This window comes from Colwellia sp. SU-HH01217 (assembly GCF_057543495.1).
Genome location: NZ_BAAJLX010000003.1, coordinates 240,182 through 254,076, shown reverse-complemented (window position 1 = coordinate 254,076; position 13,895 = coordinate 240,182). Strand labels below are relative to the sequence as shown.

14 protein-coding genes are annotated in these 13,895 nt (G+C 36.1%); 9 read left to right on the top strand and 5 right to left on the bottom strand.

The window, feature by feature from the left end; all coding sequences use genetic code 11:
* Positions 1-16: 16 nt before the first annotated feature.
* The 4 genes from AC27G3_RS06070 (at position 17) to AC27G3_RS06055 (ending at position 1,929) form a co-directional block, all read left to right on the top strand.
* Entirely contained in the window at positions 17-565 is a 549-nt protein-coding gene (locus AC27G3_RS06070) for a DUF3087 family protein (RefSeq protein ID WP_487119742.1), read from the top strand.
* A 46-nt stretch (positions 566-611) separates the two neighbouring features.
* Positions 612-998, top strand: a complete 387-nt coding sequence (locus AC27G3_RS06065; protein WP_487119741.1) for a VOC family protein — start codon at positions 612-614, stop codon at positions 996-998.
* A 90-nt stretch (positions 999-1,088) separates the two neighbouring features.
* On the top strand, positions 1,089-1,640 hold the full coding sequence (locus AC27G3_RS06060; RefSeq protein WP_487119739.1) for a DUF1697 domain-containing protein: 552 nt from the start codon (positions 1,089-1,091) through the stop codon (positions 1,638-1,640).
* 28 nt (positions 1,641-1,668) lie between these two features.
* A complete protein-coding gene (locus tag AC27G3_RS06055; protein ID WP_487119737.1) occupies positions 1,669-1,929 on the top strand; it encodes a DUF5062 family protein in 261 nt (86 codons plus the stop codon).
* 163 nt (positions 1,930-2,092) lie between these two features.
* On the opposite strand, the gene AC27G3_RS06050 is transcribed toward AC27G3_RS06055, so the two are convergent.
* The 4 genes from AC27G3_RS06050 to AC27G3_RS06035 all read right to left on the bottom strand — a co-directional run bounded on the left by AC27G3_RS06050 (position 2,093) and on the right by AC27G3_RS06035 (position 7,829).
* Positions 2,093-2,914, bottom strand: a complete 822-nt coding sequence (locus tag AC27G3_RS06050; protein WP_487119735.1) for a crotonase/enoyl-CoA hydratase family protein — start codon at positions 2,912-2,914, stop codon at positions 2,093-2,095.
* 137 nt (positions 2,915-3,051) lie between these two features.
* The gene (locus AC27G3_RS06045; RefSeq protein ID WP_487119733.1) at positions 3,052-4,566 is read right to left on the bottom strand and encodes a SpoVR family protein; all 1,515 of its coding nucleotides are present in this window, start codon (positions 4,564-4,566) and stop codon (positions 3,052-3,054) included.
* Between the two features lie 20 nt (positions 4,567-4,586).
* Positions 4,587-5,864 carry a YeaH/YhbH family protein gene (locus tag AC27G3_RS06040; protein ID WP_487119731.1) on the bottom strand — a complete coding sequence of 426 codons (1,278 nt, stop codon included), beginning with the start codon at positions 5,862-5,864 and terminating at the stop codon, positions 4,587-4,589.
* A gap of 30 nt (positions 5,865-5,894) precedes the next feature.
* Positions 5,895-7,829, bottom strand: a complete 1,935-nt coding sequence (locus AC27G3_RS06035) for a PrkA family serine protein kinase (protein WP_487119729.1) — start codon at positions 7,827-7,829, stop codon at positions 5,895-5,897.
* Between the two features lie 398 nt (positions 7,830-8,227).
* On the opposite strand from AC27G3_RS06035, the gene AC27G3_RS06030 reads away from it, so the two are divergent.
* The 3 genes from AC27G3_RS06030 (at position 8,228) to AC27G3_RS06020 (ending at position 11,604) form a co-directional block, all read left to right on the top strand.
* Positions 8,228-9,847, top strand: coding sequence for a methyl-accepting chemotaxis protein (locus AC27G3_RS06030; protein ID WP_487119727.1), 1,620 nt, complete (start codon positions 8,228-8,230; stop codon positions 9,845-9,847).
* Positions 9,848-9,920: 73 nt separating this feature from the next.
* A complete protein-coding gene (locus AC27G3_RS06025) occupies positions 9,921-11,099 on the top strand; it encodes a porin family protein (RefSeq protein ID WP_487119725.1) in 1,179 nt (392 codons plus the stop codon).
* A gap of 88 nt (positions 11,100-11,187) precedes the next feature.
* Positions 11,188-11,604, top strand: a complete 417-nt coding sequence (locus tag AC27G3_RS06020; RefSeq protein ID WP_487119723.1) for a type 2 periplasmic-binding domain-containing protein — start codon at positions 11,188-11,190, stop codon at positions 11,602-11,604.
* 126 nt (positions 11,605-11,730) lie between these two features.
* Here AC27G3_RS06020 and sodB read toward each other — a convergent pair whose 3' ends face one another.
* Positions 11,731-12,312, bottom strand: coding sequence for a superoxide dismutase [Fe] (sodB, locus tag AC27G3_RS06015; RefSeq protein ID WP_487119721.1), 582 nt, complete (start codon positions 12,310-12,312; stop codon positions 11,731-11,733).
* 262 nt (positions 12,313-12,574) lie between these two features.
* Here sodB and AC27G3_RS06010 point away from each other — a divergent pair, with 262 nt between their 5' ends.
* Positions 12,575-12,907, top strand: coding sequence for a Grx4 family monothiol glutaredoxin (locus tag AC27G3_RS06010; RefSeq protein WP_487119719.1), 333 nt, complete (start codon positions 12,575-12,577; stop codon positions 12,905-12,907).
* A 114-nt stretch (positions 12,908-13,021) separates the two neighbouring features.
* The gene (locus tag AC27G3_RS06005) at positions 13,022-13,627 is read left to right on the top strand and encodes a peroxiredoxin (RefSeq protein WP_487119718.1); all 606 of its coding nucleotides are present in this window, start codon (positions 13,022-13,024) and stop codon (positions 13,625-13,627) included.
* The last annotated feature ends 268 nt before the right edge of the window (positions 13,628-13,895 follow it).

Below are 13,895 nucleotides of genomic sequence, written 5' to 3'. Positions count from 1 at the left end.
TAATTTAAGAGTAAAAATGCAACTTATAGAAATAGATAAAGCTCTTTATCGAAAAAGGTTGAACATAGTGATTGCTGTCTTTGTTTCAGGTTTGTTGATCCTGTCATTAGGACTTAGTAGTGCAATGATTGCCTTTTTTGGTGATATTGTTACTAAAAACGCTGAAGGCCTTATGGAAGTTGATAATTTTCGTTACAACCTTTTAGGTGTTATTTTAGCGCTACTTGCGTGTGCGGCGATATTACATCAAATAAAAAGCAAAGCATTCTTCCATGAAATTTATTATGTGTGGCGATTAAAACAACTTCACAATAGGATTTATCGAAAAATTAAATCTATTAAAAGTGCATCAACTCAAGACGAAGAGCAACTTAAACAGTTTAATGCATTGATAATACTTAATTTTTATTATAAATCTCGTAAACAAGTTTATTTACTAGATGATAATACTTTAACGGTAACAGAATTAGATAAAGAAATAGATCAATTAAACCAATTGATTGCGGCTAAAAATTTAACGGTGACCTTGTCGCAATTTGAAGAAAGTTTGCTAGCATCATATTAAAACAACTCATATCAACACAACTCATATCAACACAGAGGAAGTCAAAATGATTGGTTATGTAACACTAGGCACAAACGATATTAAGAAAGCGGCGTCATTTTATGATGAATTATTTGCAACCATTGGTGCAGGGCGCTTTCTTGAGAATGAAGAATTTATTGCTTGGACAACGGGCATGGACCAACCTGGCATTTCAATCACTAAACCTTTTGATGGTAAACCTGCAACGGTAGGGAATGGCGTCATGGTAGCAATAATGCTCGATTCCACTGATAAAGTGGATGCTTTTTATCAAAAAGCAATTGAATTAGGTGCTACCGATGAAGGTGAGCCAGGGCCAAGAGGCGAGTTAAGCGGCTTTTATGCCGGTTATTTTAGGGATCTTGATGGCAATAAGCTCAATGCATTTCACATGGATATGCCAACAAGCTAGACAAAGTGTATATTCATCAACGCATGGATGCGTGAATTAAATTAACAGTGATGATAATTCCTACCAATGAATGAGTTAAATGAGAAAGTAATGCAAACCTATATCGCGTTAATACGCGGGATCAATGTGAGCGGTCATAAGAAAATAAAAATGGCTGAATTAAAAAGCTTATTTGAATCATTAAATTTGTGTAATGTGCAAACGTATATTCAAAGTGGCAATGTTATTTTTCAAGCTCCAGTGCAATCACAAGAAGCAATAGCGAGTCTTATTCAAGGGGCTATTCAAGCACAATATAGCTTTGAAGTGCCAGTTTTGGTGTTTAACAAAAATGAGTTTACAACTATTCACAACAACATCCCTCTCAAAATATTTAATGTCTCAGACCTTGCTAAAGAAGGCACTAAAGTATGTATCAGCTTTTTATCTGAACAACCAGAACAAAGCGCAATTGATAAACTGTTAGGGTATGTGGTGGCGCCAGAGCAACTCATTATAAAAAACCAAGTGGTATATTTAAATTGCCCAAACGGCTATGGTATTACCAAGTTATCTAATAATTTTATTGAAAATAAATTAAAGGTTAACGTGACTACCAGAAACTGGAAAACTGTGGTTAAAATACAAGAAATGATAAATTAACAATCCTAGAAAGCGTAAAAAGGGCATTATGAAGAAATTAAAAAATGAAGCAGAGTTATTAAAAAAAGCGATTGTGATTGGTGAAAATTATGCTATAAACAGGGGCTACAAAGGTTTTGCGGCCACTAATGCAGCAAAAGATAAAGTTGAAAGCTTATACCGTTTGTTGGTTAATGATAATCTTATTCAACCTTTAGCCGTTGACGCTGAAGATCAACCCAACATGAAACATAAACTTGCCTTATGGATCGCGAAGCAATTACCAGAAGGGCACCCTTTATTGAAATAATATGTTATTTAACCTGAGCTCGGCTTAACAATATTACTTTAGCCGCCAAGTTAGAGGGGTGAAATAATTATTTCCTTATTTTTCAAGTTGCTAACTATATATTAAAGCGAGTTCTGGGTAATTAGCTAATATATTTTAGCTAATTACCTAATCCTAATACCTCTTACCATTTTTTACGCGTGATAAAGTCTTTCGCTTGTTCTTTATCGTGAGTTTGATTGTAAGCTTTAATTTTGCTGTTTTGACCCAGTAATATTTTTAACTGATAATAAGACTCTTTAAATAAAGCCCAGCCAGTATTGCCAAACCAACTGTTATTATAGAGTTTTTTCGTTGCAGCAACGCTATCGGGAGATTGTTGACAAATAGTCTCTGCAAGCTCGATTGCCTTAATCATGGGCGTTTCACTAACATGGCTGATTAAGCCTAATTCATGAGCCGTTAGACCATTAATAATTTTACCTGTCATAGCGAGCTCTTTTGCAGTATCTTGCTTTACTAATCGTTGCAGTGGGATTGTTCCCCCCATATCAGGAATTAAGCCCCAGCGTGCTTCCATTACAGATAAAGATGCGTTCGGTGTAGTAATTCTAAAATCACCACCTAAGGCTATTTGTAAACCACCTCCCCAGCAGCGACCTTCAATTACCATGATTACGGGAACAGCAATTTCTTGCCAACCGGTTGAAACTATTTGAGCCAAGTTGGACTGCCATGGATGCCATTTCATTAATAATTTTAGAGGCGCTGTGGCCGATTTCATCACTGATTTAACGTCTAAGCCTGTACAAAAATCTTCTCCGTGACCGGTTACAATGACAGCTCGAATATCTTTATTGTTTTTTAATGATTTGATCGTTTGCTTGATTTGATAAAACATCGCTAAATTAAGCGCGTTATGTTTTTTTTCTCGATTAAAATAGACAAAAGCAATTTGATCTTTAATGCTCAGTGTCACGTGTTTCTCTTGCTCTACATTGGTCATAATCGAAAATCCATAAGTGGTTAGACCAGATAGGTTATCTGAAGAAATTGAACATGTCTAATAAAATAAGAAATTTGAAACTGTCTGACTAATAATTGTTTATTCAGTATTTTATAGTAGTTAACGAATAGGGCTGACTAGCTTGTTTTATTTGCACTAACTTGTGGGCAGCTCGCGATGAGTTCATCTTCTCCTGTATCGTTAACTTGTACCAGCTTAATGTCGAATTGCCATAAATAATGCAGATGCTTTAATACTTCGTTAGTCGTATCACCCAGTGGTACACCATTGTGTGGGGTGTGCCTAAGCGTTAAGGCTCTATCACCAGTGGTATTGGTGTCGATAACTTGTATATTAACTTCTAAATTACTCAAGTTGTATTGACTTGAAAGGGTCTCTCTGATTTTTTTATAACCTTGATCGTTATGAATCGCGGCAATTTCGACATAATCATTTTTATCGTTGTCGTGTATATGAAAAAGTTTAAAATCTCTGATTAATTTTGGCGATAAATATTGGCTGATAAAGCTTTCATCTTTAAAATTTTCCATCGCAAAGTGCACTGTATCTAACCAGTTACTGCCTGCTATTTCTGGAAACCATGCTTTGTCTTCTTGTGTAGGGTGTTCGCAAATACGCCTAATATCAATAAACATATGAAACCCCAAAGCATAAGGATTTATTCCTGAATAAAAAGGACTATTATATTCGGGTTGTGCAACTACACTGGTGTGGCTGTGTAAGAACTCGAGCATAAACTTCTCAGTGACTAAACCTTCATCAAACAGATGATTAATAATGGTGTAATGCCAAAAACATGCCCAGCCTTCGTTCATGACTTGAGTTTGTTTTTGTGGGTAGAAGTATTGTGATGTTTTGCGAACGATGCGTACAATCTCTCTTTGCCAAGGCTTAAGTAATGGTGCATTTTTTTCAATAAAATAAAGAATATTTTCCTGGGGTTCTTTAGGGAATGTGGTCTGGATCTCTTTGTCTGCACTCGAAGGTACTGGCATGGTACGCCAAATAGTATTAACTTGAGATTGTAAGTAATCTTCTCTTTCTTTTTGGCGTTTGAGCTCTTCATCAAGAGATATTTTTTGTGGCCTTTTGTAGCGATCTACCCCATGATTCATTAAGGCATGACAAGCGTCTAGTGTCGACTCAACTTCACTTATACCGTATTTGTTTTCACACTTTGCAATGTAGTTTTTTGCAAAAAGTTGATAATCAATAATCGAATCTGCATCTGTCCATGCTTTAAAAAGATAATTCCCTTTAAAAAAGGAGTTATGCCCATAACATGCGTGCGCCATAACCAAGGCTTGCATTGTCATGGTATTTTCTTCCATTAAATAAGAAATACAAGGGTTAGAGTTAATAACTATTTCATAAGCTAACCCCATATGCCCGCGTTTATAAGTTTGTTCGGTTTGAATAAATTTTTTACCGAATGTCCAGTGGTTATAACCTATTGGCATACCTATGCTTGCGTAGGCGTCCATCATTTGCTCTGTTGTAATAACTTCTATTTGATTGGTATAAGTATCTAAACGATAGTGTTTGGCAACACGCTCAATTTCTGTTTGATAGAGCGAGAGTTTTTCGAAGGTCCAATCAGAATTATCATCAAGTGGTTTACACCCTGTCATAACTTTTCCTCCCTTACTTTTTATGCTGCTTGCTCTGAGTTTTTCTTAAATAAGTGTCTAAACACAGGATAAATATCATCAACTGTTTTTATATGGCGCATAGCAAAATTAGCATGTGTATCGGAAACTTTTTGGTACTGCTGCCATAAGGTTTGATGCGCGCGTTGAGTTATTTCTATGTAACTAAAGTAGCGCGCTTTAGGGAGTATCTTATTTAACAGTAATTGTTGACAATAAGGCGAGTCGTCAGCCCAATTATCGCCATCTGAGGCTTGGGCACCATAAATATTCCAATGATTACTGTAACGTTCGTTGATAATTTTAATCATTAGCTCTAATGCACTTGACGCTATAGTACCGCCTGTTTCCTGAGAGTAGAAAAACTCTTGTTCATCGACTTCTTTGGCTTGAGTGTGATGTCTAATGTAGACAACGTCGATAGTTTTATATCGGCGTGTTAAAAACAAATACAATAAAATGTAAAACCGCTTAGCGATATCTTTAGTTGCTTGGTCCATTGAGCCAGAAACGTCCATTAAACAAAACATTACTGCTCTTGAGCTAGGTACAGCTTGACGAGCATAGTTTCTAAATTTCATATCGAAAGTGTCGATAAAGGGCACTCTGGCTATTTTCTCTTTTAAAGTTGCTATTTTTTTTAATAATGCCCGCTCTTCTTTAACATGATCGTGTTTATCGTTTCTGAGTGCTTCAAGCTCATTTTCAGCTAATGTTAATTCTTTGCGCTTACTTGATGTCATGGCGATGCGACGAGCTATAGACCCTTGCAATGACTTTACAATATCAATGTTTGCTGGCACGCCCTCTGCGCAGTAGCCTGAACGAACCGTTTTGTATTCTACTAATTTATCTAATTGATTCTTTTCATGGTTAGGTAGCTCTAAATCTTCAAAAAGAAGATTAAGGTATTCTTCTTTGGAAATTGAGAAAGAGAACTCATCATTACCTTCTCCAGAGTCGCTTGCGTCTCCATTGCCTGAACCATGGCCTCCTTGCTGTCCGTTAGGTTTTTTAATTTGATCTCCTTCACTAAATTGGTCATTACCTGGGTGTATTTGATCCTTTATACCGCCTTTGCCTTGATGGAGAATAGGCTCGCTCAAATCTTTTCTTGGGATAATAATATCTTCGCCTTTATCAACATCGGTGACTCCACGACGATTGATGGCATCTGATACAGATTTTTTAATTTGTGTTTTATAACGTCTAATAAAACGCTGTCTGTTTACGGTGCTTTTATTTTTACTGTTCAGGCGCCTATCTATAAAGTTGGTCATTAGTCTTACCTCACTTCAAAAATTCAGGGGTTAAGAAGATTTTCTGACACGTAAATACCATTCAGATAGCAATCGGACTTGTTTTTGGGTATAGCCTTTACTCATCATACGATCGACAAAATCATCATGTTTTTGTTGATCATCAGAGGATGTCTTCGCGTTAAAAGAAATAACGGGTAGTAAGTCTTCTGTATTCGAGAACATTTTTTTCTCAATAACCGTGCGTAATTTCTCATAACTTGTCCACGTAGGGTTTTTACCGTTGTTGTGCGCTTTTGCTCTTAATACAAAGTTAACAATTTCATTACGGAAATCTTTAGGGTTACTAATCCCTGCTGGTTTTTCAATTTTTTCTAACTCATTATTTAAGGCTTCTCTGTCAAATAATTGTCCGGTTTCTGCATCCCGATATTCTTGATCTTGAATCCAGAAATCAGCATAGGTGACATAACGGTCAAAAATATTTTGACCGTATTCTGAATAAGATTCTAAGTAAGCGGTTTGAATTTCCTTACCAATAAATTCTATATACTGAGGAGTTAAATAAGCTTTGATAAATTCTCGATATCGTTCAGCTGTTTCTTTGGGAAGTTGTTCACGTTCTATTTGTTGTTCTAAAATGTAAAACAAATGAACGGGATTGGCTGCTACTTCTAGGTGATCAAAGTTAAAAACACGTGATAATATTTTAAAAGCAAATCGAGTCGATAATCCTGACATACCTTCGTCTACGCCGGCATAATCTCTATATTCTTGATAAGACTTGGCTTTGGGATCTGTATCTTTAAGACTTTCACCGTTATATACACGCATTTTAGAGTACACGCTTGAATTTTCAGGCTCGACAATTCTAGAAAGCACTGAGAATTGCGCCAAAATCTCTAGAGTGTCAGGCGCACAATGGGCATTATTTAACTCGCTATTTTCAAGGAGCTTATGATAAATTTTTACCTCTTGGGAAACCCGCATGCAATAAGGGACTTTAACAATATATACGCGGTCTAAAAATGCTTCATTGTTTTTATTGTTTCTAAAAGTTTGCCACTCAGATTCATTTGAATGAGCCAGTAGAATTCCTTGAAAAGGCAGTGCAGACAAGCCTTCTGTAGGGTTGTAATTGCCTTCTTGCGTCGCAGTAAGTAAAGGGTGCAATACTTTAATAGGCGCTTTAAACATTTCAACAAACTCCATTACCCCTTGATTCGCACGACATAACGCTCCAGAGTAACTGTAAGCATCTGGATCATTTTGGGCAAAATGCTCAAGTTGTCTAATATCGACTTTACCGACAAGTGCTGAAATATCTTGATTATTATCATCGCCAGGTTCAGTTTTTGCGATAGCAATTTGATCAAGAATTGACGGATATACTTTCACTACTTTAAATTGAGAAATGTCGCCTTTAAATTCATGTAAGCGTTTCGCAGCCCAAGGTGAAATAATACTGCTGAGATAGCGTTTAGGGATTTTATATTCTTTTTCCAACACTTTACCATCTTCATTGGTATCAAATAAGCAAAATGGGTGGTCATTAACAGGGCTTCTTTCGCCATTAGCACTTAATATATAAATTGGTTCTTGTTGCATTAACGCCTTCAATTTTTCTGCTAATGAAGATTTACCGCCACCAACTGGTCCAAGTAAATAGAGAATTTGCTTTTGTTCTTCTAAACCTTGGGATGCATGCGTTAAATAGGCCACTATTTGCTCTATTGCTTCTTCCATACCGTAAAAATCTTTAAAGGCAGGATATCTAGCAAGTACACGATTCGAAAAAATACGGCTTAGGGTAGGCTCAGTAGAAGTGTCTATCATTTCAGGCTCGCCAATAGCTTTAAGTAGGCGTTCTGAGGCACTTGCATAAGCAAATTTATCGTTTTTACAGAGAGTTAAAAACTCTTGTAAGCTAAACTCTTCTTGTTGTGATTGTTCATAACGTGATTGGTAATGTTGAAAAATACTCATAACTGCCTCCAAAATACATTGATAACAATTTGTCTGGTAAGTACTAAGCAATCGGCTTCCTATTTTAAGGTTAGTTCTTTTAAAAAAACTTGCGCAAAATTTTTGTGAAAAAATTGTAATAGTTTAACTATTTCATTTATTTAAGGTTTATTTAGATTATAATGTGGAGGTTTATTAATATCTTTCCTACACTCTTGTTTAATGATTACTTTTTATTAAATAACTTGCTGTTGATAGGGTAGGAGGAAAGCATTTGCTAATATTCGTTGTTCACAGGCTAATAAGTTGGAGCTATAAGGATTTTTCTCTATACTATTGATAAATTAATTGTTTAATTAAAAACTAAAGGATTAATTGATTACTGTTTTACTAAATATAAATTAAAGAGACGTTACCTTATGAATTCATTTAAGTCACTTTCAGTGCAGTTTAAAATTTTGCTTATCCCTATTGTTGGTGCGGTTGGTTTTTGTATTTACTTAGTGTTTAGCTTAATTACTATGTCGCAAATAGTAGAGCAGTTAGAACAAGCCTATAAAGTTGAATATAAACTGTTACAAACCTCTGAATACAGTTTAAATCGGCTTGATAAAATTAAAGAAACCTTGGGTAACGCGGCCACCATGGGCGAACAAGATTTAGTAGAAGCGGCCAATCAGTACGCTGATGAAATGCGCAATAATATTACTGAAACTATGAATGGGGATAAAGAAAATGCCCCTTTTTTACGCTCGTTAATTACAGACTTTGACAATTATTATCAAGAAGCCTCAAGCCTTTCACAAGAGATGATCGATGGTACCGCTGATTTTGCAACCATAGGACAACGCAGTAAAGATATGTCATCTAAATTAACGGCATTACAAAGTAAATTAAACACTTTTCAAAACGAACGGTATTCGTCATTTACTCATGCCTTTGAATCTGTCAACGAAAAAGCCCAGTCAACTTCGACTGTTGGTGTGATAGTTGGTGTTATTACCATAGTGCTTTTATTTGCAGTAGCAGTGCCAATTGCGCGAACTATTCGTTCAAGTTTAAAAGATATTATTGATTCGATGCAGGGGATAGCACAAGAAAATGGTGATTTAACAGTAAGATTAAAAACAGACAGTAAAGATGAAATTGGCGATTTGGTTTTCTGGTTTAATAGTTTTATAGAAAAACTCCAAGGGGTTATTAAAAACGTGGTTGATACTGCTTTACCTCTTGCTGAAACCGCTAATAATATTTCTCGTTTATCATCAAGTACTATTGATTCATTCAAACGTCAATCTGACAGTGTCACACAATCAAGACAATCTGTGGAAGAAATGAGTCAAAGCGTTGCTGAAATTACTACGAATGCGGCTGATGCGGCTGATGCGGCCAGAAATGCAAATAATGAAGCTGAAAAAGGCAAGCTTGTTGTTGAACAAACCGTTACTGGTATAAGAGAATTGGCTGAGAATGTCACTCAAGCATCTGCGACCATTAATCAGCTCCAAGAAGATACTAATCGCGTTAATGTGGTTTTAGAAGTAATCAGAGGCATAGCCGAACAAACAAATTTACTTGCATTAAATGCCGCAATTGAAGCTGCACGTGCAGGTGAGCAAGGTCGAGGTTTTGCGGTTGTGGCTGATGAAGTAAGGAATTTAGCATCAAGAACTCAAGAGTCTACTCAAGAAATTAACCAAATGTTAGAGCAGTTACAAGGTGCGGCCAGTAAAGCTGTTGCCATGATGGAGAGCTCTCAAGCGAGCGTTGAACAAGGCGTAAAAAGTGCTAACGATGCAGGGGAGAGCTTAGTGGTTATTACTGAAACGGTGAATACCATTGCCGATATGAATGGTGCGATTGCCGTGGCTACAGAAGAACAGCACCAAGTTTCAGGGTTAATGGTTGGTCATGTTGAAGATATTCAAGCATGTGCTGATGAAGCATCTACAGCTTCGAACGAAGTTGCAGATGTTAGTGAACAGTTATCAAGACTTGCTTCTGAGTTAGAAGTAGTCGCGAGACAATTTAAGGTTTAGTGGCTGAAAGCTAATTGAATAATATTATTAAAGTAAATAGTTACATGAAACTAAGTTAAAAGGGCATATAAATATGAATAACTTGAAAAAAACACTATTGTTTACGAGTATCTTTGCGGCTTGTAGTGCACAAGCTGAAATAACATTAAATGGTTTTGCTTCAATTGTAGCCGGTACTACAACATCGAGTGATGAAACGCTTTATGGTTTTGATGATAATATCGACTTTAGTCAAGGTTCATTATTTGCACTTCAAGCCTCTAGCAGTTTAGGTGAAGGTTTAAGTGTTACCGCACAGGTATTATCTCGTGGTGAAGATGACTGGGACCCTAAGTTTGAGTGGGCATATGTTGCCTATCAGGCGAATGACAACCTAAGGTTTTTAGCGGGGCGTCAACGTGTACCTTTTTACATGTTTTCAGACTTCCTCGATGTATCGTATGCTTATGCTTGGATTGCGCCTCCAGGTGGTGTGTATAACGTTCCATTTGATACATTTGATGGATTAGGGGCTGTTTATAATACTTATTTTGGTGAGTTTGATACAACCTTACATCTTGTTTATGGCGGCAATAATTCAGATTTAAATGTAGGAGGGGGCGATGACGCAGACGGTGATTTTAATAATTTAGCGGGGGCAGCATTAACGGTTAATAGAGAGTGGTTAACTTTACGCGCAGCATATTTACAAACTGAAATGAATATTGGTACCACAGGCACACCGTTGAGCTCTCAACCTCTGGTAGATGGTTGGAATAGTTTGGGACAAAGTCATATTGCAGATCAAATTGAGATATCGGAAGATACTGGTTCGTTTATTGAATTAGGTTTCCAAATCGATCTTGATAATATAATTGTTATTGGTGAATACTCATCACTTAATTTAGACGATACACCGTTAGCAAACCAAGACTCGTATTATATTATGGCCGGTTATCGATTTGATAATATGTTAGTGCATGTCACATATGGTGCAGATGAGGATATACAAGATCCTATTGAAATGAATTATCAAATTCCAGGTATTCCGCCAGGTACTCCTCCTGAGTTTTTACCTGGCGATTTACAAGCATTAATTTATGGTACTCAAAGTATTGCCAGTAAAGAAGAGTCAAAATATGTCACTCTTGGTTTGCGTTGGGATTTCCACGATTCTGCTGCATTAAAATTTGAGTATACTAGTTATAGCGACGACCTTAATGGTAATAACGACGCAGGTTTATTCCGCACTGCACTTGTTACGGTATTTTAAATACACAACATGATTGGAAATATTTAAAGTTTTTTGTCATTAAACAAGTAAATTAATGACACAGTTAATTGATTTAAGGAATATACAAATGAAAATTATAAAACTATTAATGCTAAGCAGCCTCTTTAGTTTTACTTCGCTAGCTTTTGCAGAAGTCGCTATTATAGTTAATACTGGTAACACATCACAAATATCTGATAGTGATATTTCACGGCTATTTTTAGGGAAACTTAAAGCATTCCCTAATGGTGATAAAGCAACACCTTCGAATTTAAAGTTTGGTAGTGCAACCCGTAATGAGTTTGAAGAAAAGGTTTTGAGTAAAAGTTCAAGCCAAATTAAAGCCTATTGGTCAAAACAAGTGTTCTCTGGTAAAGGGAAACCACCAAAAGAAGTCGGTTCGGATAAAGAAGTGATAAGCCTTGTGTCATCAGATCCTACAGCTATCGCTTATGTCGATGCAGCAAGTGTTGACAGCTCAGTGAAAGTTGTTAAGACATTTTAATAAATAGTAAATGTATTCGATAACGTTATCGATAGGTTTAATTATAGTCATAAAAAAATGCCTGTTAGCGTAAGCTAACAGGCATTTTTAATGACTTGTATCTAACAGTTTATTATTAGCATTGTATTAAGCGAAGTTTGCGCTCGCAAAATCCCAGTTCGCTAATGCCCAAAATGCTTCCATATATTTAGGACGTAAGTTACGGTAATCAATGTAGTAAGCATGTTCCCACAAATCAACAGTGATTAACGCTGTTACACTATCGTCAGTTAATGGCGTTGCCGCATTCGATGTGTTTACAATTGCTAAGCTGCCGTCTGCATTTTTAACTAACCAAGTCCAGCTTGAACCAAAGTTATTTACTGCACTTTCAACAAATTTTTCTTTAAACTCGGCAAAAGAACCAAAGCTTGCGTTAATTGCATCAGCTAAAGCACCTGTAGGTTCGCCGCCGCCATTAGGGCTTAAGCTATTCCAATAAAAAGTGTGATTCCAAATTTGTGCTGCATTGTTAAAAACGCCAGCAGAAGATGTTTTTACGATATCTTCTAAAGATTTACCTTCAAACTCAGTACCTTCAATTAAACCATTAAGTTTAACAACATAAGTATTGTGGTGCTTGCCGTAGTGAAACTCTAAAGTCTCAGCTGAAATGTGCGGCTCTAACGCATTTTTTTCGTAAGGTAGTGCTGGTAATTCAATCGCCATTATTTTCTCCTAGGTAGTAATAAAATTTATTATAATGTAAAAGTATAAAGAAAGGTTTTGATTTGCTTTAAAACCCAGTAAAATACTCAAGTATTATTAACTTGCATAGTCTACTCGGAAATATAGGGTTTACCATTGCTTTTTTCAAGGTTAGTTAGTTTAACTTGTACTAATTAATAATTTGTTAGTATTTATTGAATTTTTTAAATTCATCACAATATATTCTTTAAGCAATTCAATAAGCATTAAATTAGAGGTTTCCATGGATACAATCGAACGTATAAAAGAACAAATTAGCGAAAATTCAATATTATTATATATGAAAGGTTCACCTAAATTACCTAACTGTGGCTTTTCTTCACAAGCTTCTCAAGCGTTAATGTCGTGTGGCGAAAAATTTGCTTACGTTGATATTTTACAAAACCCAGACATTCGTTCTGAATTACCTAAATATGCTGATTGGCCAACTTTCCCACAATTATGGGTAGACGGTGAATTAGTAGGTGGTTGCGATATTATTATGGAAATGCACCAGCAAGGTGAATTACAAGCGCTAATTAAAGAGTCTGCTGAAAAAAATGCAGTGTCAGAATAAATTAGTAAAGAAATATATTTTAAGTAATTGAATTTTAATAATCTGTCACAATATCAGTGATGAGATGTATTATCGTGTTAAAAATTTTTAAACAACAAATAAACGGAGCATAGAATGAGCGTATTAGTTGGTCGTCCAGCACCAGATTTCACTGCAGCAGCAGTACTAGGTAGCGGTGAAATTGTTGATAGCTTTACATTAAGCGAAGCAATCAAAGGCAAAAAAGCCGTTGTATTTTTCTACCCATTAGATTTTACTTTTGTATGTCCATCTGAGCTTTTAGCTTTCGATCACCGCATGGAAGAGTTTAAGAGCCGTGGTGTTGAAGTTATTGGTGTTTCTATTGATTCTCAATTTTCTCACAATGCATGGAGAAATACGCCAGTAAATGATGGTGGTATCGGTCCAGTTCAATATACCTTAGTTGCAGATACTAAGCATACAATCTGTCAAGCCTACGATGTTGAGCATCCAGAAGCTGGCGTTGCATTTCGTGGTTCATTCTTAATTGATGAAGAAGGCAATGTACGTCATCAAGTAATTAATGACTTACCATTAGGCCGTGACGTAGACGAAATGTTACGTATGGTTGATGCTTTACAATTTCACCAAGATCACGGTGAAGTATGTCCAGCAGGTTGGAACAAAGGTGATAAAGGCATGACAGCTTCACCAGAAGGTGTTGCTTCTTACTTATCAGACAACGCTGATAAACTTTAAGTTACTCTTTAGCTTAAACGTATGAAGCAAGAGTTTGATCTTGCTTCATTAACAAACAAAAAACCTTACTTTTATAGTAAGGTTTTTTTATGAGTGGTTTTTGGAGTGGATAGCGGTTCGAATTATGACTATGTTAACCTGAGCTCGGCTTAACAAATATTTCTCTAGCAGCTATTTTTCCTTACTTCTTCGTTAAATTTCTTGCAATAGGCCAGCTATTGACGCGAAATTTGCCTTGAATTAAGAAAAACTATCAAGCTAGAGTGGA

Bases quoted from the DNA above. Each gene is read 5' to 3' on its own strand.
- AC27G3_RS06070 (WP_487119742.1), top strand. From the start codon at position 17: ATGCAACTTATAGAAATAGATAAAGCTCTTTATCGAAAAAGGTTGAAC.
- AC27G3_RS06065 (WP_487119741.1), top strand. From the start codon at position 612: ATGATTGGTTATGTAACACTAGGCACAAACGATATTAAGAAAGCGGCG.
- AC27G3_RS06060 (WP_487119739.1), top strand. From the start codon at position 1,089: ATGCAAACCTATATCGCGTTAATACGCGGGATCAATGTGAGCGGTCAT.
- AC27G3_RS06055 (WP_487119737.1), top strand. From the start codon at position 1,669: ATGAAGAAATTAAAAAATGAAGCAGAGTTATTAAAAAAAGCGATTGTG.
- AC27G3_RS06050 (WP_487119735.1), bottom strand. From the start codon at position 2,914: ATGACCAATGTAGAGCAAGAGAAACACGTGACACTGAGCATTAAAGAT.
- AC27G3_RS06045 (WP_487119733.1), bottom strand. From the start codon at position 4,566: ATGACAGGGTGTAAACCACTTGATGATAATTCTGATTGGACCTTCGAA.
- AC27G3_RS06040 (WP_487119731.1), bottom strand. From the start codon at position 5,864: ATGACCAACTTTATAGATAGGCGCCTGAACAGTAAAAATAAAAGCACC.
- AC27G3_RS06035 (WP_487119729.1), bottom strand. From the start codon at position 7,829: ATGAGTATTTTTCAACATTACCAATCACGTTATGAACAATCACAACAA.
- AC27G3_RS06030 (WP_487119727.1), top strand. From the start codon at position 8,228: ATGAATTCATTTAAGTCACTTTCAGTGCAGTTTAAAATTTTGCTTATC.
- AC27G3_RS06025 (WP_487119725.1), top strand. From the start codon at position 9,921: ATGAATAACTTGAAAAAAACACTATTGTTTACGAGTATCTTTGCGGCT.
- AC27G3_RS06020 (WP_487119723.1), top strand. From the start codon at position 11,188: ATGAAAATTATAAAACTATTAATGCTAAGCAGCCTCTTTAGTTTTACT.
- sodB (WP_487119721.1), bottom strand. From the start codon at position 12,312: ATGGCGATTGAATTACCAGCACTACCTTACGAAAAAAATGCGTTAGAG.
- AC27G3_RS06010 (WP_487119719.1), top strand. From the start codon at position 12,575: ATGGATACAATCGAACGTATAAAAGAACAAATTAGCGAAAATTCAATA.
- AC27G3_RS06005 (WP_487119718.1), top strand. From the start codon at position 13,022: ATGAGCGTATTAGTTGGTCGTCCAGCACCAGATTTCACTGCAGCAGCA.